The 20,002-nt window shown below is 38.6% G+C and carries 20 protein-coding genes; 11 read left to right on the top strand and 9 right to left on the bottom strand.

The window, feature by feature from the left end; genetic code table 11:
- Positions 1 to 97: 97 nt before the first annotated feature.
- Both SULAR_RS10295 and purN read left to right on the top strand, forming a co-directional pair.
- Entirely contained in the window at positions 98 to 1,516 is a 1,419-nt protein-coding gene (locus SULAR_RS10295) for a bifunctional ADP-dependent NAD(P)H-hydrate dehydratase/NAD(P)H-hydrate epimerase (RefSeq protein ID WP_008245772.1), read from the top strand.
- A 54-nt stretch (positions 1,517 to 1,570) separates the two neighbouring features.
- Positions 1,571 to 2,128, top strand: a complete 558-nt coding sequence (gene purN, locus SULAR_RS10290; RefSeq protein WP_008245771.1) for a phosphoribosylglycinamide formyltransferase — start codon at positions 1,571 to 1,573, stop codon at positions 2,126 to 2,128.
- Here the strand turns inward: purN and thpR are convergent.
- The gene (gene thpR, locus SULAR_RS10285; protein ID WP_008245769.1) at positions 2,125 to 2,625 is read right to left on the bottom strand and encodes an RNA 2',3'-cyclic phosphodiesterase; all 501 of its coding nucleotides are present in this window, start codon (positions 2,623 to 2,625) and stop codon (positions 2,125 to 2,127) included. The genes purN and thpR overlap by 4 nt on opposite strands.
- Positions 2,626 to 2,801: 176 nt before the next feature.
- Between thpR and SULAR_RS10280 the strand changes: the two genes are divergently transcribed.
- Together SULAR_RS10280 and SULAR_RS10275 are read left to right on the top strand one after the other, a co-directional pair.
- Entirely contained in the window at positions 2,802 to 3,935 is a 1,134-nt protein-coding gene (locus SULAR_RS10280; RefSeq protein ID WP_008245767.1) for a site-2 protease family protein, read from the top strand.
- Positions 3,936 to 4,014: 79 nt separating this feature from the next.
- Positions 4,015 to 4,287 (top strand): DUF4389 domain-containing protein, encoded by a 273-nt coding sequence (locus SULAR_RS10275; protein ID WP_008245766.1) that lies wholly within the window; start codon positions 4,015 to 4,017, stop codon positions 4,285 to 4,287.
- Between the two features lie 109 nt (positions 4,288 to 4,396).
- On the opposite strand, the gene SULAR_RS10270 is transcribed toward SULAR_RS10275, so the two are convergent.
- Together SULAR_RS10270 and SULAR_RS10265 are read right to left on the bottom strand one after the other, a co-directional pair.
- Positions 4,397 to 4,930, bottom strand: coding sequence for a hypothetical protein (locus SULAR_RS10270; protein ID WP_008245764.1), 534 nt, complete (start codon positions 4,928 to 4,930; stop codon positions 4,397 to 4,399).
- Between the two features lie 150 nt (positions 4,931 to 5,080).
- A complete protein-coding gene (locus tag SULAR_RS10265) occupies positions 5,081 to 7,303 on the bottom strand; it encodes a hypothetical protein (RefSeq protein WP_008245762.1) in 2,223 nt (740 codons plus the stop codon).
- Positions 7,304 to 7,502: 199 nt separating this feature from the next.
- Between SULAR_RS10265 and SULAR_RS11065 the strand changes: the two genes are divergently transcribed.
- Positions 7,503 to 7,721, top strand: coding sequence for a DUF4389 domain-containing protein (locus tag SULAR_RS11065; RefSeq protein WP_369791781.1), 219 nt, complete (start codon positions 7,503 to 7,505; stop codon positions 7,719 to 7,721).
- A 139-nt stretch (positions 7,722 to 7,860) separates the two neighbouring features.
- Here SULAR_RS11065 and SULAR_RS10260 read toward each other — a convergent pair whose 3' ends face one another.
- Entirely contained in the window at positions 7,861 to 9,447 is a 1,587-nt protein-coding gene (locus SULAR_RS10260; RefSeq protein ID WP_008245758.1) for a hypothetical protein, read from the bottom strand.
- A gap of 246 nt (positions 9,448 to 9,693) precedes the next feature.
- Between SULAR_RS10260 and SULAR_RS10255 the strand changes: the two genes are divergently transcribed.
- The gene (locus tag SULAR_RS10255; RefSeq protein WP_008245757.1) at positions 9,694 to 10,014 is read left to right on the top strand and encodes a hypothetical protein; all 321 of its coding nucleotides are present in this window, start codon (positions 9,694 to 9,696) and stop codon (positions 10,012 to 10,014) included.
- Between the two features lie 9 nt (positions 10,015 to 10,023).
- Positions 10,024 to 11,349 carry an MATE family efflux transporter gene (locus SULAR_RS10250; RefSeq protein ID WP_008245755.1) on the top strand — a complete coding sequence of 442 codons (1,326 nt, stop codon included), beginning with the start codon at positions 10,024 to 10,026 and terminating at the stop codon, positions 11,347 to 11,349.
- Positions 11,350 to 11,461: 112 nt separating this feature from the next.
- Here SULAR_RS10250 and SULAR_RS10245 read toward each other — a convergent pair whose 3' ends face one another.
- Complete coding sequence (locus SULAR_RS10245; protein ID WP_008245753.1) at positions 11,462 to 12,154, bottom strand: SDR family NAD(P)-dependent oxidoreductase; 693 nt, start codon at positions 12,152 to 12,154, stop codon at positions 11,462 to 11,464.
- A 131-nt stretch (positions 12,155 to 12,285) separates the two neighbouring features.
- Here SULAR_RS10245 and SULAR_RS10240 point away from each other — a divergent pair, with 131 nt between their 5' ends.
- Together SULAR_RS10240 and SULAR_RS10235 are read left to right on the top strand one after the other, a co-directional pair.
- Positions 12,286 to 12,537, top strand: a complete 252-nt coding sequence (locus SULAR_RS10240; RefSeq protein WP_008245752.1) for a hypothetical protein — start codon at positions 12,286 to 12,288, stop codon at positions 12,535 to 12,537.
- 3 nt (positions 12,538 to 12,540) lie between these two features.
- Positions 12,541 to 13,053, top strand: coding sequence for a shikimate kinase (locus SULAR_RS10235; RefSeq protein WP_008245751.1), 513 nt, complete (start codon positions 12,541 to 12,543; stop codon positions 13,051 to 13,053).
- Here the strand turns inward: SULAR_RS10235 and SULAR_RS10230 are convergent.
- Complete coding sequence (locus SULAR_RS10230; protein WP_008245750.1) at positions 13,050 to 13,274, bottom strand: hypothetical protein; 225 nt, start codon at positions 13,272 to 13,274, stop codon at positions 13,050 to 13,052. The genes SULAR_RS10235 and SULAR_RS10230 overlap by 4 nt on opposite strands.
- Positions 13,275 to 13,331: 57 nt before the next feature.
- Here SULAR_RS10230 and SULAR_RS10225 point away from each other — a divergent pair, with 57 nt between their 5' ends.
- Together SULAR_RS10225 and tkt are read left to right on the top strand one after the other, a co-directional pair.
- Complete coding sequence (locus SULAR_RS10225) at positions 13,332 to 14,180, top strand: polyprenyl synthetase family protein (RefSeq protein WP_008245749.1); 849 nt, start codon at positions 13,332 to 13,334, stop codon at positions 14,178 to 14,180.
- 10 nt (positions 14,181 to 14,190) lie between these two features.
- Complete coding sequence (gene tkt, locus SULAR_RS10220) at positions 14,191 to 16,179, top strand: transketolase (protein ID WP_008245748.1); 1,989 nt, start codon at positions 14,191 to 14,193, stop codon at positions 16,177 to 16,179.
- Positions 16,180 to 16,231: 52 nt separating this feature from the next.
- On the opposite strand, the gene SULAR_RS10975 is transcribed toward tkt, so the two are convergent.
- The 3 genes from SULAR_RS10975 to SULAR_RS10205 all read right to left on the bottom strand — a co-directional run.
- On the bottom strand, positions 16,232 to 17,893 hold the full coding sequence (locus SULAR_RS10975; protein ID WP_008245747.1) for a PAS domain-containing sensor histidine kinase: 1,662 nt from the start codon (positions 17,891 to 17,893) through the stop codon (positions 16,232 to 16,234).
- Positions 17,894 to 17,942: 49 nt separating this feature from the next.
- A complete protein-coding gene (locus tag SULAR_RS10210) occupies positions 17,943 to 19,691 on the bottom strand; it encodes a HAMP domain-containing sensor histidine kinase (protein WP_155993897.1) in 1,749 nt (582 codons plus the stop codon).
- Between the two features lie 55 nt (positions 19,692 to 19,746).
- On the bottom strand, positions 19,747 to 20,002 hold a 256-nt coding region (locus SULAR_RS10205; protein ID WP_008245743.1), incomplete at its 5' end, for a helix-turn-helix domain-containing protein.

The following is a 20,002-nucleotide window of genomic DNA, read 5'->3' as shown; positions in this document are numbered from 1 at the left end:
TTCTGGACCAAGATAGATAAATTATGATGGGATTATATCGAGTTAGTATTAATTTGTGATAAAATGGGAGTAGTAGTAAGCAGTCGAAGGAGCCAAGATGCAAAAAGTATTTGAAAATTGTTATGCCTTAGATGAAAGATGTTATGAAAGCTATGGGCTGAGTGAAGATATACTGATGGAGCATGCAGCTGTGGGTATGGCTGATTATATCCGTAAACATTTTCCCAAAGGCACGTCTGTATTGATCGTGGCAGGTACTGGGAACAATGGGGCAGACGGTATCGCATTGGGGCGTCAGCTTCACGGAGATTATGAGATTAAACTACATATCCCTTTTACTTTACATTCGGAAATGGCAAAAAGACAGTTTGAACGTGCCAGGCTTTTAGGCCTAAAAACTGTCGATGAGGTAAGCCAGACGGATATAGTGGTGGATGCTCTTTTTGGTGCAGGTCTCAATAGGAATATAGATGAGGCTACAGAACATCTACTGCATCAGCTTAATGCGATGAAAGCATATAAGATAGCCTGTGATATCCCTACAGGGGTCGGAGTGAAAGGTACACTTATGCCTATGGCATTTCATGCAGATGTGACCTTGACCATGGGAGCCTATAAAGAAGCATTGTTTTTAGATGCCTGTAAAGATGTAGTAGGAGAACTTTTACGTGTTGATCTTGGCGTGAGTTCACTGTTTTATGAAGGAGAGAGTCACACTTGTCTACTCGAGAGGTGTGATCTAAAACTTCCCAGCAGAAGAGAACAGTCCACGCATAAAGGCAGTTTCGGACATGCAGCTGTATTTTGTGGAGAAAAAGAGGGGGCGGGTATCATCTCTGGGATGGCTGCAGCTACATTCGGTGCAGGGCTTACGACACTGGTAGTCCATGAAAAGATCACACCGCCTCCTTATCTGATGCACTCAACGGTCGTTCCTGACAATGCATCGGCCATGGCCATAGGTATGGGACTGGGATGTCACTTTGAGAGTGAATTTTTACAGAAGTATGTGGTAAAGAGCCATTTGCCTATTGTATTGGATGCAGACAGTTTCTATAATGAAGAGATCCTGGCTGTTTTGGAGCAGAAGGACAGGGAGATCGTTATCACCCCGCATCCCAAAGAGTTTGTCGTACTATGGAAGGTATTGACAGGGGAGCAGTTAACGGTGACACAGGTACAAGAGAAACGTTTTGAGATGGTACGAAAGTTCAATGACAGGTATCCGCATATTACGATCCTGCTTAAAGGAGCAAATACCCTTATCATGCAGGAAGAGAGACTTTACATTAACCCTTTAGGATGTTCTAAACTCAGTAAAGGAGGCAGTGGAGATGTACTTTCCGGTCTCATCGTTGCACTACTTGCACAGGGCTATACGGCCATTGATGCGGCCATTCAAGCCTCTTTGGCTTTAGTGATCGCTGCACATCAGTATGAGGGGGCTTCTTATGCGATGCTGCCTACAGACCTGGTAGAGGAGATAGGCAGGTTAGAGTGTACAGTTAAGGGCTAAAACGCTACAATGCGACGATAATAAGCATGACACACCAAGGCAGGGAATCATTGAATGGCAAATGGTAAAAAAATAGCTGTACTTTTTAGCGGTAAAGGAAGCAACTTCGCGTATATCGTCAAGACTTTACATCACAAAGGATTTGAAGTTGTCGTTGCCTTGACAAATAATCCGAATGCTGAAGGTATACACATTGCAAAAGAGGCATCTATCCCTCTTGAGATCATAGATTCAAAAGCCTATGAGAGCAGGGAAGATTTTGATGCTGCAGTGGTAGAGTGCCTACACAAGTACAACCCCGACCTTACTGTACTTGCAGGTTTTATGCGTATCTTGACACCTACCTTTACAGAGCATATCAAAAGTATCAACTTGCACCCCTCTCTGCTCCCAAGACACAAAGGGCTTAATGCTATAGAGAAGAGTTATAAAGATGAACATACCCATGGTGGAGCATCTGTGCATTATGTCACTTCTGAACTTGATGGAGGAGAGGTGATCTTACAAAAAGAGGTTGCTAAAGAGGGCTTGAGTTTTGAAGCTTATGATAAAAAGATACGGAGTATTGAAAAAGAGGCATTGGTGGAAGCCATTCAAAAGGTGCTGGGTTAAGTTTTTTTAACGGTATATCTGCAGCTGTAGTGTGCACCCTCTGAAGAGAGGTTACTCTCATAAAGGTGTATTTCAGGGAGTATCACTCCTAAAGATCTTTCACGATAGGTTTTGAGTTTCTCTTTGTAGGCTTTGTAATCATGTATGGCTTTGATGCGGCAAAGCGTAATATGTGGTTTGAAACGGTAAAGATCAAAGCCTGAATCTCTAAACTCTCTTGCTTTGTCGTACAATGCCGTCTCTTCAGATTTAGCAAAAAAGATTTTTGGCGGCCGTCCGAAATATCCTAACGCTTTGATACTGGTATGATCTTTCATGGGGGATACATCTTGAAGTCTGTCAATGATGGGATTTACTTCTTTCACATCCCCTAGAAAGACCCAAGTCAGATGCAGATTTTGCTCTTCTACCCATTTCCCTTCGATAATATCTTTAAACTCATTTTGTATGGAAGCATAGTCATCCATGATAACGGGTGAACCGATGAAGAATCTCATTTGGATTGCCTTTCTTAACTAATGAAGTATCATATATTGACATACTTTACTAACTTTTTTCTTTAGATCTGAGATGATTTGTTCAAGGAATGGGTTGAATGGGAAAATAAAAAGCCAAGGGTGTAAAAAACCGCTATAATTAAAAGTTCACCCTATCAAAGTTGTAAAGGACTGGCATGTTAAAAAGAAAAATGGCGTTATTTAAACTGCTTGGATTTACAGTCTCGCTAGATGTGAGCTGGGGTATTATCCTTTTTTTGGTGGTATGGTCTCTTTCCAAGGGGTTCTTCCCGAGTTATTTCCCGGGACTTGGCATACAAACCTACTGGGTGATGGGAGTCATCGGAGCCATAGGGCTTTTTGTTTCCATCATCATCCATGAATTCTCACACGCATTGATCGCCCGTAAATATGGTATGAAGATCAAAGGTATTACACTCTTTATCTTTGGAGGTGTGGCTGAGATGCAGGATGAGCCCAGCACGCCTAAAAGTGAATTTTTTATGGCGATCGCAGGGCCGATAGCCAGTTTTACACTCTCTATACTCTTTGGCGGGCTAGCACAAGCCGCAGAGAACATGAAGTTTTCGGTACCCATGATAGCGCTTTTGGGCTATTTGAGTACGATCAATCTCTTGATCGCTATTTTCAATCTGATACCTGCATTTCCAACCGATGGAGGACGGGTGCTTCGTTCATTGTTATGGTGGATGAAGGGGGATATCCATTGGGCAACACAGCTTGCTTCACGTATCAGTCTGATGTTTGCCGTTGTTATTATCTTTATGGGCTTTATGCATATGATTGGAGATGACACTATAGGAGGCTTATGGTGGATACTGATCGGAGCTTTTCTCTTCTTCGCTGCGAATGCTTCGTATCAGAGATTATTGATCAGGGAGTCATTTTCAGGAAAAACCGTACGTCATTTTATGAACCCCTCCCCGGTAAGTGTGCCTTTTGATATCACACTGCAAGCGTTTGTTGAGAAGTATCTCTATCGCTATCACTATAAAATGTTCCCTGTGGTCAAAGAGGGCAAGATCTTTGGACTCATCACGGTTCAGATGCTGAAACTGCATACCCATGAAGAGTGGAAGCATCTTCTTGTCGGAGAGGTCATGGAAGAACCAAGTCCATCCAATACGATCGCATCGTATACGCCTATCGAGGATGCCCTGAACACAATGAATGAACGTGGATCCACACGGTTACTGGTCATAGAACACCATAAAATTGTTGGTATTATTACGCTCAAAGACCTGCTTGAGTATATCGCACTGAAAATGGAGCTGGAAACCATCCCGTAGCAATGCCTGTTTTATAGACACATAGGATTTGCAGGAAGATAAAGAAATCTGCTATAATCAAATCAAAAAGGGAGTCAAGATGGAAGAGATCGAAACGAATGAGCGTGAAAAACCAGGGATCGCAAGGGCAGTCTATATACTTTTATATCTGATCATAGGCAGATTTATCTCTATGGTGCTTTTTGTGGTCGCTATTACCCAATTTATTTACACTTGGTTGTCAGGCGAGCCGAATGAAAAGATCTTACAGTTTACAGAGGGTTTATCAGAGTACGCAAAACAGCTTGTCTCTTACGTGGGATTCAATTCTGATGAAAAACCATGGCCATTTGGTGATTGGCCGGATGTGTAGCAAAACTCTAGTGATTGAAAAATAGTTCGATGTAAGATATTTCCCTCGTTCCACCTCTCCGAAGGTGGAATGCATAGGAAATCATAACGTAATCTCCACTACAAAAAGTCTACCAAAACCTATCGATCTCAATCAACCCCTCTTCTCCATGATAGTCTCTGGCACTAGAATACCTCCAATGTACAGCTTCATCTACATATCCACGTTTTACAGGGTTTTTATGAATATATTCGATCTTACTTTTCAATATAAGATCATTTTGCATGAGTTTTGGCTGGTATCCTTCTTCCCATACTTGGAATGTCTTCTCTTGTCTATGTGCTTTTTTATAAAATGACAATTGATCTAGTAAGGTAGTAGCATTTTCTTTATGTAATAGTTTTAAAATTTCAACTGCTGTAAATTTTTTAAACGATTCCATACTTTTTTGTAAGTCATCACTGCACAATACCATATGCAAGTGGTTTTCAAGTATGACATAAGCGTGTAGTTTTAAATTGTCCTGCTTTTGTAAAAACTTTAGAGACTCAAGTATAATATTGACACTCTCTTTTCTTGTAAATATAGGCAACCAATGTAAGATAGTGCAGGTTACAAAATGTGGATGTGTCGGTTCAAATATCTTATATCTGCTTCTACCCATTTTTACTCTTTTTCATTTATGATAGTAGTTTTGATTAGTGTAGAGCGATTATATGTCAGATTGTAATATTTTTAGTGATATCGTATTTTGGATAATGTTATAGTTGCCTATGCATTCCACCTTCGGAGAGGTGGAACGAGAAAAGAAAAATTAAAGTGGTGTCACACTTAGTAGACTTGCATCGAGACCACCACCAGTCCCATAAAGAGTATTACTATAAGTGCCTATTATGTTTGTTAAGTCTCCCCAAAAGGCAATATACATATCAGAATCAGTCGTTGAAGTCGGTGTAACCGTGGATGCAGGGTTACTACAAGTTGTTCCGATATACGCGTCACCATAAGTGTCACCTACCACTGCCCATTGACCAGAACAAGTACCGTTAGGATTAACCTCGCTGTAAGAACCATCTACTGCAAATGTTGATGTTACTCCGACATTAAACACAAGAACATTTCCTGATACAAAAGTCTCTAATTCTGCAGCTCTTGCAGGGTCTAATATAGGTGTAGTGTTTGCTGTAAAATCAGGGTAGTTAACTGGTTTAGAAAGATACCAAGTAGTTGGTCTAGCTGAACCAGCATCGATAACACCATCTTGAGGGTTTCTGTCATCTTCCATAGTTAGATCCCATGCATCTGTACTTTCAGCATTGAGCGTAAACTGTCCATACCCCTCATTGAATACTGTAAGATCTACCTTTATTTTCCCACCTACAATGATATAGTTGAGAGTAAACTTATCAACAGTTTCTGCTCCTGTATTGACATCTACGTAAACTTCTGTTCTTGTAAGTACGCCATTTGCTAATGTCATCTCTCCATAAATATCAGCAATTTTTACATTATTTTGATCTGTTTCATAATCTTGCTCATAAAAAGTTTTTCCACTTAACAACGCCTCAGTAATTTCAAGTGTAGGCACTGGGGTAGGGACAGATGTATCTTCTGTGAAAGTCACATCCACTGTTTGTACAGGAGTAGTATCTGTTATGTTTAAAGTAACAGTCATTCCATCAACTAGTGCTTCATTAAATGTAATGTTATAACTACAACCACCTGTTACCGTAAGAGTATTGTTAGATACTGTCCATGTACCTGTACAGTTATCGTTATCTGAGTAAGAATAGTCTGATGCATAACTTACAGTAATTCCATTAACCCAAAAATCTTTTCCGGATACAAAAGATTCTATTTCTGCTGCTGTTGGTATAGGGTCTGTTGGTACAGGATCTAATACAGGGAAATTACTTGGTGCATTAAGAAGCCAAGTACTGTAAGGACTAGTTGCATCTCCATTTTTTACCATGTTCCATTGCGTAGTAGTAGCATCTATCAATTTATATGTATTTATATTTCCCCCACCAAAATCAATAACTACATCTCCTGATGCATTAATCGTATAAGGATATGCATTAGCTCCAGTATCAACACTGATAGTACCATCTTGTGCCAATAGTATCTCTCTGAAAATGACTTCTGATGAAGAGATAAATGAAATCATTTCAAAATCGGTACTATTATCTGCATAAAACACTTTTCCAGAGAGCATCGCTGTTGTCATTGGCGTAGTACGTGAATCCAAATCTGCTTGCGCTTTCGCTTCATCAAAATAGAATTTTTCTGTAGTTGAAAGTGTACCATTGACATAACTATCTATTAAAATATACTCAGCTGTTACTTCTTTTACCATATAATAATCATTAGTAGCTAGATGAATTTTATCACCATCTATCCAAAGTGCACCGCCAAAAGCACCGACTCCGTCTATCATAGTATTAAATTCTGTAACTCCCCACATTGCAGTCCACTGCATGATGTGCCACTCATCAACAATATAAAATGGTTTACCATCTAATAGTGATACCAGGAAGTGTTCTTGTGCTTCTAATTCAGTGACAACTGTACCACCATTCGTTTCAATTACTGATTTTAGAGCATCCATTTCTGTTCTATTTGTCGGTAATGATGTAATTCCCTCAGTAGCCAATGCTTCAACAATAGTTGCATTAATAGTAATACCATTTGATGTATCACCATCTTCATCAAGTGATAGAAGAATTTCTCGTATATTATTATCTGTTTCATAGACATCTGTACCATCAACTAATAGTTCAGGCGCTACATCACGAAGTTTTAAGTCGCCCAAGTAAAAAGTACAGCTAGATCCCACTTCAAATGTAAAGCTACCATCAGGCCCTGTAATTCCTTCTTGTGAACCACATACATAATTCACCCCACCTACTGCATTATCTATATAATATGCTTTACCAGTCGAAGTAAGCGGAGTACCACCAGTACTTCCTCCTCCACATCCAACTAATGCTATAGAAGCTGAGATCGCAGCCAAACCAAGTTTATAACTGTTTTTCATCCTTTTCCCTTTCTGTTAATAAATTTAAAAAACAGCTAAGTCTATTTGCTTGTTGTCACATTTATGTCACATTTATGTCATAAAATTATTTTTTGTAATAAAAATATCAAAGAAGGGGAAAAATGAAACATGTATTTTTGAAGAGTTTATCATGAAATAGAGAAGTGAATCATTTGCAATAACCTAGAGGTAATAATAAATATGCAAGGAATGTTTATACTTTGGCAGATTTATCTTTATAATGCTTTTTGTGATGGTTATGATCCAATATATTTACACTTGGTTGGCAGGTGAACCCAATGAGAAGATCTTACAGTTTACTAAGGGATTGTCAGAGTACGCAAAACAGCTTGTCTCTTATGTAGGTTTCAATACAGATGAAAAAGCATGGCCGTTTGGTGATTGGCCGGATGTGTAGTTAGATAAAAATGTTTCATTACATTGACTTATCATTCAGAAAAAAGCTGATTACTGTTTAAGATCTGTATTTTTGATGTTTGATCATGAGATATGAAAAGTAGAATAAAGCAATAGCCTTTAGCTATTGCTTTATGAAATTAGATGAGACCGCTTGCTAAAAGAACTGCTTCAAGGTCTGCTAGGTTATACCACAATTTTTCCGATATACCATCACCTGAAATGGTTATATACTTATCAGAAATCACTGCAGTTACTACGAAACCATTTATAGTAAGTGTCGTACCAGAAAGAGCTAGAGTCATTGTTCCAGAATTAGTGCTGTCTACAGTGGTGGCATCTACGTCTTCAAAATATATTGATGTTAAATCTGCATTAAATGCCCACGATTCATAGGTGCTTTCATTATATAATGTTTTACCTGCAAGTAAATCCCTAAGGGCTGCTTCAGTTGTCGGGGTTGGCAGAGGGTCTGTTACTATTGGGTCTGGTGTTGTAGTATCTACTGATGTAGTGCTTACTGTAAAATCAGGGTAAGTATCTGGTTTAGTAAGATACAACGTAGTTTCACTTGACCAATCTATAGTACCATCTTGATAATTATCTCCTTCATCTAGTATAATCCATGAATCAGCAGTTTCAGACAATAAAGTAACCCATGCATACTCAGATGGATCTCCATCCATAGCAGGAACATCTGCTCTAATTTTACCATCTATGATTTCATATGAAACAGTAATTGTTTCAGGAGCACCACCATTGATAACCTCAGTTCTAGTCACTGTACCATTACTAAATGTCATTTTTGCATAAATTTCTTCATTATATTGCGCATCAAATTCATAGCTATAGAAAGTCTTACCGCTTAACTTCTCTTCTGTAATAACTATGTAACCACCAAATACTGCTTTGGCTGTAACTTCATCAAAATAGAATTTCATTGGTGTTGTAACAGTATTTGCTGTATGATTAAAAAGAAGATAATCAGCTGTTTCTTCTACTAACTCTATATGTCCACTGTTTGAAAGAGATAACCATCCATTTTCTAGTGTAAGTGCAGTTGTATAAGATGTGCCATCCGCTGCAGCACCTGCTGTGTAAGTCATAGTTACTTCAGTCAAGTTCGCATCGAAGACCCACTTGTCAACATAATTATTTTCCTCAGCCAAATATACCGTTTTACCGCCAAGTAATGCTAGAATTCTATTTTCATCCATGCTGTCTTGTGCTGTATTTCCATCAACTAAAATAACTGTTGCTCCTGCCTCTACAGTTAATGCAGCTTCTACTTCACTCTCAAAGTCTATCTCTCCTGGTGTAGCATTTACATCATCTAAAGCTGTATAACCATCAGGAATAGTGATAACCCCGTCACCATCGTCATCAAGTGTTTGAAGTAATTGTGCTACATCAACGGCGGCAGTATCATCAGCTGTAATATTGTAAGGAGTAACAATACCAGAAGTAGATGTAGAGCTACCTATAACATAAGCTCCTATAGAAAATGTTACATTATTATCTGTTGCTTGGCAAGTGAATGTTCCCGTATTGTCTGTAACTCCACTTACTCCTGATGACATACATGTATAGTTTAACCCTTCTACCGCTGCATCGATAAATTTTCCTGAAACAGTTGCCGGATTACTGCTAGAGCTTCCTCCACCACATCCAACTAATGCTAGTGAAGCTGCGATTGAAGCTAAACCAAGTTTATAAGTGTTTTTCATTTTTTTCCCTTTTTTAAATTTAAAAACATTTCAGTCTATTTTCTTGATGTCACATTCATGTCACATTTATGTCATAAAATTATTTTTTGTAATAAAAAATTAAAAGAAGAGAAAAAATGTAACACATTCTTTATAAAGTGCTCATCACGGAACTGGATTGAACAACATGCATCATCATCCATATCAAATAAGATTTCGAAGCAAACGGTGTGCTATAATTCTGCAAAACACCATAGAGGAATACAGATGCAGTACTACAACGATGAAAAAAACAAAGCAGGAGCCAAAGTACTCTTTATGATCGTGCAAATGGTAGTGCTCACTATGGTGTACATCATCATCTATACTTCTTTTGTAGCGGTAGGATACGCTATAGAGGAGTATGGTATAAGTCCGTTGATGTATTTCCCTGTGTTTGTGGCACTGGTCGTTTTCCCTATTCTCCTTTACAAATACAGGCAAATGTTTAATGCAGGCAGAATGATGGGTGCTTTTATATGGACGATGGCTACAGCATCACTGATCATCGTTCTGCTTTATGTCTATGTTGCGCAGATCGTAGGGTAACGGTTTTTCTTGATACGATTTTTTCCTAAAAAACACCAAAAGATACTCAAGCTTTCTCTCCCCGCTGCAGTGAATTCTCTGCTGGATATGCTGCAAGTGATCACGGATCTTATCATGGTGGGGCGTATTTCTGCTTTTGCTGTGGCAGCAGTAGGGCTGGGACTACATTCGCTTATGTTCTTGTTCGCGATGCTTTCTTTGCTTCACATAGGTACTTCAGCACTACTTTCCCGTTTTGTTGGAGCAGGGCAGATGAAGCGGGCTTCTACAGGTCTTTCGACCCTGCTTCATTTTGTACTTTATATCTCCCTACCTCTTATGGCTTTTTGGTACGTCTTTGCCTCAAATATCTATGTATGGTTTGGTACTGAAGCTGAGGTGATTAGATTAGGTGAAGAGTATGTACAAACATTGACATGGATGCTCCCGTTTGTATTTGGGAAACTGGTTTTTGTGACGGCATTGAACTCAGCAGGAGACACAAAGACACCCATGATGATCAAGATAGTCTCCATTGTGCTCAACGTATTTTTAAACTATCTGTTGATCTTCGGTAACCATGGGTTTCCAGAGTTAGGTGTGATGGGTGCAGCGGTAGGTACCGTGATTGTCAATGTCCTGGAACTGATCGTCTATATGGTGCTCTATCTTAGACATAAAACACCTTACATACCTGCATGGCACTACTCTAGATCTCTTTTAAAACGTGCACTCAAAGTGGGTATCCCTGCTTCGTTCGAACGTTCTTTGACATTTGGAAGTTTTATGCTGTTTACGGTGATCATTGCACAATTTGGCACAGAAGTATTGGCAGGTTATCAGATAGGGCTGCGGGTAGAAGGATTGGCTTTCATGCCGGGCATTGGATTTACCATCGCAGCCATGGCACTGATGGGACAGGGTTTAGGGGCTAAAAAGCCTGAACAGTCCAGAGAAGATGTCATACTCGTACTCAAATACACGGTGGGTTTCATGTTCTTCCTCTCTTTCTTTATGATCTTTATGCCTGAGAAGATCGTATGGCTCTTTACCGATGATGCACAGACCATTGAAGAAGCCAGTCTCTATCTGCGTATCGTAGGATTTTCACAGATCCCTTTAGCCTATAATTTTGTGCTTTCCGGTGCCTTGCGCGGAGCAGGAGATACCAAACGGACGTTGAAGATCAACCTTATCTCTGTATGGCTTGTGCGTATCATTCCTGCGTTTGTGTTGAGCTGGTATTTTGAGTCTATATTACTGGTCTATCTTGCAATGATATCCGATACGTTTGTCAAAGCGACATGGCTCTGGAGAACCTTCGATAAAGGTGAATGGCAAAAGATCAAAGTCTAAATGATCCATTGCACAGCATCTTTCATCTTTGAGGCTTTTGAACTAGGTTTACTAGTCCTTCAAGACTCAAAGACAAAATCTACTGCACACTAGATCATTTTTTACGCTTATTTTACATGGTCCTTACATCTAAAAAACTTCCACTCTCATACGCTAGAAGTTTGGGAAAAGTATCGATGAGATTTTCGGCTGCTTGCTCAGGTGTTTGGATAGGATTTTCTTTGAGTCTTTTAGCAGAAGGGAACAGGGCATCATCGACTTCTTCTATGATATGCTCAACCATAGGGGTACGGATAACACCTGGGGCCAGTGCGGTAAAATGGATCTCCGGCAACTCTTTGGCATAGACACTGAGTAGCATATTGAGACCTGCTTTAGAAAGTGAGTAAGCTCCCCAACCTTTAGATCCATTCACTGCAGCACCTGAACTGATGCCTACGATCTGTTTGACCTGTGCATGTGCATGGAGGGTGTCTATAAGCTCCTTGTTTGCCCAGACATTGACTTCCATTACTGCTTTGGCATCCATGAGATCAGTCTGAGAGAGAGTCTTTATATCACCTAAAACCCCTGCATTGAGGATCACTATGTCAAAGGAACGATGTTGTAAAAACTCTTTGAGTGTAGACTGGATCATGAATGTTTCACTCAGATCATAGGGGAAAAAGAAAAAGTGAGGATAATGGTCAAGTTTTTTCGGCAGGGTTTTACCTATGGCATAGACATTGTCACCATGTTCCAAATATTTTTCAGCCAAAGCTTCACCAAGCCCTGAACTCACACCCGTGATCAGTATGTTTTTCATCACTCTCATCCTTTTGTAATAGTTTTGCCATTTTGATATGATATAATTATATCAGAAAGTAAAAGTCCTATAACACATAATGAAAATATGATGCTTGAACGGGATCTATCTAATCAAAAAAAAGGAAAGCAATGAGCAACAAAAGCAATAAAGAAGTCAAAACTCTAGATCAAAGAATTGAGCGTATTTATAAAATGGCAAAAGAACATTTTGGTGAAGTACGTTTTGTTGGGATCAAAAAACATACCAAGATCGGTTGGGTCGCTAAGATACAGTTCGATGAGTTTGAATCTCTTGTTGCTGAAGGTGAAGACGCGGTGGAGGCATTGAAAAATCTGCGTAAACGTCTTTCAAGAATTATAGACCGTTACAATATGGTATAAACTTTGAAAAAGAATATTATTCTCATAGGTTTCATGGGTGTAGGTAAAGGTACCACTGCCCGTGCATTTACTAAAAAATACGGTACCTATATCATAGATACAGATGATCTGATAGAATCCAAAGAGAACAAAGAGGTCAAAAAGATATTTGAGAAAAAGGGTGAAGCGTATTTCAGGGCACAGGAACAGGTCACTGCCGACTGGATAGAGAAATGCGTGACAGGTACGCTTATCTCTTGCGGCGGCGGTTTTTACAAAGTGAACAACCTTAAGAAACTGGGGACGGTGGTGTTGCTTGATGCTTCCTTTGACTGGATCCATAACCGTTTGAAAACAGCAAAAAACGCTAAATCAAAACTTGCGAAACGCCCACTTTTTTCAGATGAAAAAAAGGCTAAGAAACTCTATAATGAACGTGAAAAAGCTTATAGAAAAGTGGCAGATGTGATCATTGATGTAGAGAAGCTTACTTTAGAGGAACAGATTGCGCAAATTGCCAAAAAATGTAAGGTTTAATGCCCTTTTTGATTTAAACTCCAGTGATCCAGACCTTTATAGGCAGCGGTCAGTAAAGCGAAGATAAGCATGGTACTCCCCATGCAGTAGGGTGCCTGTTCTATAAATGGGGCCGGTGATTGTGAAATACTAAAAATAACATATCCCCACACCAAAAAAGCGATAAAACCCAGCAGCCGCTTGGTCCATGTGATAAGTAAGCGTGATGTTTCTTTTTTCATATGCTTATTTTATCCAAATTTGATATAATTTCAACAAATAAACTTCGAAGGTATACATTGCAACGATTTGAAACGTATCTAAACGAAAACTTACCAAAAGTCCCAAGTTTTCATCCTATCTATGAAGAAGCACTGGGTGTGATGCTGACTGCAGGTGGAAAACGTTTTCGTCCTATGTTACTTCTAAATATCGTTGATGCCTATGAACCGATGCTTTATAATGGTGCTTTACCCGTAGCACTAGCACTTGAAATGTTCCATACCTATTCTCTGATACATGATGATCTGCCTGCGATGGATGATGCAGATCTGCGTCGTGGACATGAGACGCTACATAAACGTTTTGATGAAGTGACTGCCATACTTGCGGGAGACGCCCTTAATACGGATGCTTTCTATCTCATTTCCAAAGCACCACTGCGTGCAGATGTGAAAATAAAACTGGTAGAGTTGCTTGCGCGTGATGGAGGCAGCCGTGGTATGGTACTTGGACAAGCCATAGACTGCTATTTTGAAAACACACCGTTGGATATAGAACAGGTCAAAACACTCCATAAGAACAAAACGGCCAAACTCATCGCTACCTCCATGCAGATGGGAGCCGTTATCGTAGGACTTGAGAAGAGGGTACAGGATGCCCTCTATGATTTTGGTATCGATCTGGGACTGCTATTCCAGATACAAGATGACATCATAGATGAGACACAGAGTGAAGAAGAGGCGGGAAAACCCACAGGAAATGACAGCGATAAAAATAGCTTTGTCAATCTTTTAGGACTGGAGAAGAGTATCGAAGAAGCAGACACTCTGGCAAAAGATTTACAAAGACGATTTGAAGACTTTGATGAGAAGTTGCAAATGGCTTTACAACCCTTGATGAACACATACCTATACAGACACAACTAAAGGAATAACTATGGCAATGACAGAGCAGAACAAAATGCGTAAAAAGATGGCAAATACGATCAGATTTTTAGCGGCTGATATGGTCCAAAAAGCAAATTCAGGACACCCGGGTGCACCTATGGGTCTTGCGGATATCGCAGTGGTGTTGAGTGAAAAGCTGAGCCATAACCCTAAAAATCCAAAATGGCTCAATCGTGACCGTTTGGTTTTCTCAGGGGGACATGCTTCGGCACTGATCTACTCTCTTTTACATCTTTGGGGTTACAATGTAACGCTTGATGATTTGAAAAATTTCCGTCAACTAGACTCTAAGACACCGGGACACCCGGAGTATGGCCATACTGAAGGTATAGAGATCACGACAGGTCCTTTGGGACAGGGTATCGCCAATGCGGTAGGTTTTGCTATGGCAGAAGCCTATACTGCCAATCAGGTAAACTCAGAGACCTGTGAACTGATAGACCATAAAGTCTACTGTCTCTGTGGTGACGGTGATTTGCAAGAAGGTATCTCTTATGAAGCGTGTGCACTTGCGGGACACTTGGGGCTTAAAGATATGGTGCTTATCTATGACAACAATGCAATTACGATCGAAGGTGACACAAGCATCGCATGGAGTGAAGATGTTGAAAAACGTTTTGAAGCGCAGAACTGGAACGTGATGAAGATCAATGGACACTGTTATGATGACATTGAAAAAGCCTTGGAAGAAGTAAAAACAGCCACTAAACCTACGATCATCATTGCCAATACGATCATCGGTAAGGGTGCAGGTGATATGGAAGGATCTCATCATACGCACGGGGCACCTCTAGGTGCTGATATTATCGCTGAATCAAAGGCCAAAGAAGGTTTTGATCCTGAAGCATTCTTCCAAATACCGGAAGATGTACTGTTGAGATTCAGATGTGCATTAGAGCAGGGTGAACTTGCAGAGAAAGAGTGGATACACAGACAAAAAGAGGCACCGCTTATCGAGCAGAACGAAGCATTGGCAAGATTGCTTAACCCTGACTTCTCTGCGATCGAATTCCCGGATTTTTCCGGAGATAAAGCGATGGCAACAAGAGACTCAAACGGTAAGATCCTTAATGCTATTGCAACAGCTATTCCATCTTTCATCGGTGGTTCGGCAGACTTGGCACCTTCGAACAAAACAGAGTTGAAAGATCTGGGAGATTTTCCTAAAGGAAGGAACCTGCACTTTGGTATCCGTGAGCACTCAATGGCTGCGATTACCAATGCGATAGCACTCTATGGTACAACGATACCGTTCAATGCAACCTTCTTTGTATTCTCTGATTATCTTAAGCCTGCAGCACGTATCGCAGCATTGACAAAGATCCAAAACTTCTTTGTCTGGACGCATGACAGTATCGGAGTAGGGGAAGATGGCCCTACACATGAGCCTATCGAGCATATGTCACAGTTTAGAGCATTGCCTAACTTCTATGTATGGAGACCGGCAGATGCTACGGAGAATGTGGAAGCATGGAGAACAGCACTGACCATGAAAGCACCACACGGTTTTGTATTGAGTCGTCAAAAGCTTGAAACATTGAAGCCAAAAAGAGATTTCGGTGATGTAAGCAGAGGTGCCTATATTGTCAAGAAAAGAAAAGATGCGAACTTTACGCTGATGGCCTCAGGTTCAGAGTTGATGCCGTGTCTAAAGGCAGCATGCCACCTGGCTGTGCTTGGTATCAAAGCAAACGTGGTTTCCGTACCGTGTCTTGATCTCTTCAATGAGCAGGATGCAGAGTACAAGGCAGCAGTCATTGATCCAAATACAAAAGTGCTTGCCGTTGAAGCAGCAACAGGAACAGAGTATTACCGTTATGCAGATGATGTCCTCGGTATGGAGAGTTTCGGGGCATCCGCACCGGCAGAGCAGCTCTTTGAGAAGTTCGGATTTACGCAAGAAGGCATCATGAAACGTGCATGTAAATTGATGGATGTAGAGTATAGAGAGGTAGAACTTGGGGAGTGTAAGCTCTAATCTCACTCTTTTGGAATGAGGTCATGAGACTTCGTTCGCCTCTCTTTTCTTATTATCCTTGAAAAATATAAGTAAATGTATTTATACCCTCTTGAGAATGGGCATAATAACGAGTACAGTTTTTTTCACAAATCGTTTTCACCATGTTTAATCCCAATCCCAAACTCCGTTTGGCACCATAACACTCTGTATAGTTTTTATCAAATATCCTAGAGACATCATAGATATTTTTCCCCTCAGAGATAAATTGTAAGATGATCTCTGAATTGACCTTTTTCAAAATGACTTTTATTTGACTGTTGTCATTACTGTGCTTAATAGCATTCGATATATTGTTATCGATGAGCCTCTCCAATTCTGTATCATTGATAGTTATGTTTATATTGTTTTGTATATCAGTAGATATGCCTTTATTATTGGCTTGTGCAATGACTTCAAAAAAATGAATTCTTTCTTCAAGAAACTCTGTCAAATTTATTTCCATTGGCGGGTATTCTAGAGTATCATTTGAAATAATATAGGAGAGATCTTCATACGAGTTAGATAGCATATTGATAGCTGAATTGATCTGAGTGATATATGATGATATTTCCGACTCGGAATTCATCTCTATGAGAGAAGCGTTTGTCATAATGACTGATAGAGGGGTTCTTATCTGGTGGACCATGTCAGCGATAAATTGTTTGTTCTCTTTTAATAGAAATTGATTCTTCTTTACTTGGTCCTGAAGTGTTAGATGAAGGGATTTAAGCTCTTCCTCATGCATATGCTCTTTTGTTTTATCATCTATGATTCCTATACCGCCAAGAACCTTATTATTGATATCTTTAAAAGGAAACCATGTTGTTTCGAGCCAAAATGTATTGCCATTGATAGCTTTGTATGATCCTACGTATGATTGTGCCCCTTGGGTAAGGGTATCCTGAAGGATATCTATAAATTTTGTGTCATGAAGCGAGTGAAGGTTCAGTCCCGTTAGCTCGTTCTCTTCATAATTGAATGTCTTAGAGAGATGTTTATTCGCATATAGTACATTTAAATCCTTATCATAGCTGAACATTCCCAAAGGAACCTCTGAAAATAAATTGTTCAGTAGGTTCTGTTCTGCTTTTAATTCTTTGATCTCTTTCTCGTGAGTATAACTGTTAAATATCATCAGTATCTGAGAGAAGTAAAACAAGATCATAAGTACTGGAAGTATAAAGGCTAATGATGTGTGTATCATGGTCATAGAAATGATCAACGGGAGCATGATAATACTGATATACACTATAGCAATACGTAAATCTGAAGATAATGACGTTGTCGCACCGGCAGTAAGACCTAATAATGCGGCTACGATAAAAAGTTGATAATACTCATTAAGACTGTGAATAAATACAGCACCCAGTATTGATACCATTATAGCAGTTAAAAAAGCAAGTATCATAAACGTGTTGTACCATGTTTCAATGGAATGGATTTGAGGCGTTGTTTTAAAAAGGTAGACATGATAGAGTCTTAATAATAAAAATGAAACCAAAATACTGCACCACACTACTATACTATCAGTAAGTTCAGAATATAAGAATATGGTTACGAGTATGGTAAATATAATGGCCGTTAAAAGACTTTTAATTGAAAGAGTATAGAGTGTACTTACTAAAGAGCTATCTATAGGATGTAACTCATTTAATCTGGATGATATTTGGTTCATTTTATGTTTTAGCTTCATAATATTATCCTCTTTGATTGTTAATGTGTATACTATACTTCTTTCTAAACTAACCTTTGAAAATATAAGTAAAGGTATTCATATGATTTATTGAGTTAACAGCATAGTAAATATTATTTTTCTCGCAAATGGTTTTCACCATGTTTAATCCCAACCCTAAACTCCGTTTGGCACCATAAGACTCTGTATAATTTTTATCAAATATCTTAGAGACATCATAAATATGTTTCCCCTCAGAGATAAATTGTAAGAGAACCTCTGAATTGATTTTCTCCAAAATGATCTTGATCTTACTTTTGTCATGACTATGTTTAATAGCATTAGAGAGGTTATTGTCTATAAGCCTCTCTAGCTCTATATCATTCATATAGAGGTGTATATCCATGGCAATATCGGTAACAATGGTTTTCTCATTGGCCTCAGCAATGACTTCAAAAAAATCAATTCTTTCATGAAGCAATTTGCTAATATCAATCTCACTAGGTTTATACTCTATAGTGTCATTGGTTATACCATAAGCGAGGTCCTCATAGGAGTTGGAAAGCATATTAATAGCAGAGTTGATTTGTTTGATATAGGAAGATACCTGGTCTTGGGTTTGCATCTCAATGAGTGATGCATTGGTCATAATAACAGTGAGTGGTGTTCTGATCTGATGGACCATATCAGCGATGAACTGTTTGTTCTCATTCAAAAGGTGTTGGTTATTTTCTACTTGGTTTTGTAGTTTTGAATAGAGGGTGTTATACTCATTTGCCAAAGTCCCAAATTCATCCTTTTTGCTAAGCAAGTCTGGATCATTTATCGTTATATTGTCTTTAAAATTTTGTGTAATTTTGGTGATAGGAAAATAAAAGTGGTTTTTTATAAAATTATATAGGATACCTATCAAAGTAAACAGAACAATACCTAAGAGAATAAAAATATTTTTGTTCTTCTGTTGTTGATTCAAATACTCACTGATATCAATGTCCATTTTCATGATGAAATTACGATCTAGTGATGATCCCTCCTTTTTTTTGCTAAATATTGGTATATAAAACGTCAATAAATTTTTTGCAATATTTTTATCTGATCTTATGATTTTGTTTTGTCGGTTCGCATTGATAATGGCATCATCAGTAACACGGTTTATAGGAAATTTTTTTTGTAAATTAAGATACTCTTCTTTGTTTATGATAGTTTCATCGTTCAGTATGTTTTCATAGTATTCCTCGTTAGAAGGTGTTTTTGTAATGCGAAAAAGATTTATTTTGTTCTGAGTACTCTTGGAAATATTTTCTACAGTCTGACGTAATTTTTTATAGATGAAGGGATCAGCAAAGGACATTTGTAGGTATTTATCATGATTGAGACTTGCACATGAATACACTTTGATACTTTCGTCCATATAGTCTATTAAAAGATCATTCTCAATATGTATATCATTATCTCTTGATATATTATCGAAATACTTCTTTCCACCAAAGATATTTTTAAAATCTAGACCAATATCTTTTTCAAAGGTCGCATCGGTGATTACATACTCTTTATTGATTACATAAATATCCACTTTCACATCGTTTAATTGAAACAGTGACACTATTTTATTTCTCAACTGCACTAAAGAGATGTTTTCATCTTTTTTAAATTCATCTATCGTTTTCTGATGGATGCGCGTAAAAAAAGTTTTTTTCTCTTCAAATGTTTGATAGCTATCATTTACAGCAGAACTTAACAAAAGTCTATTAACATGGATACTTTGAGTGAGCTTATCGTTTAGGTTGTTTTGGTTTTGCTGCTGAAAATTACTATACATTACTCCTGTGAAAACAATCAATGTACTCGTTATCAAAAATAGAATGAGGTAAAGTTTATTTTTGAGTTTCAATCATATACCCCTCTCTAATCTTTGTCTGTATGATATTAAAAGGGAGTTTTTTTCTAAGTTCAACAAGTAATTGTCTTAAAGGATAAGATTCTTTCACCTCACCTTCCCAAACATAATCATAGATCCTATGATTAGGCACAATTCTGTTTACATGTCTTATAAGTAGTTCACAAAATCGTTTTTCTTTATATCTTAATTGAATAGGCGTATTATGATAAAAAAACATGTTTATATCTGAA

It is taken from the genome of Sulfurovum sp. AR (assembly GCF_000296775.1).
Classification (GTDB): domain Bacteria; phylum Campylobacterota; class Campylobacteria; order Campylobacterales; family Sulfurovaceae; genus Sulfurovum; species Sulfurovum xiamenensis.
This window is presented reverse-complemented; position numbering and strand designations above follow the sequence as displayed.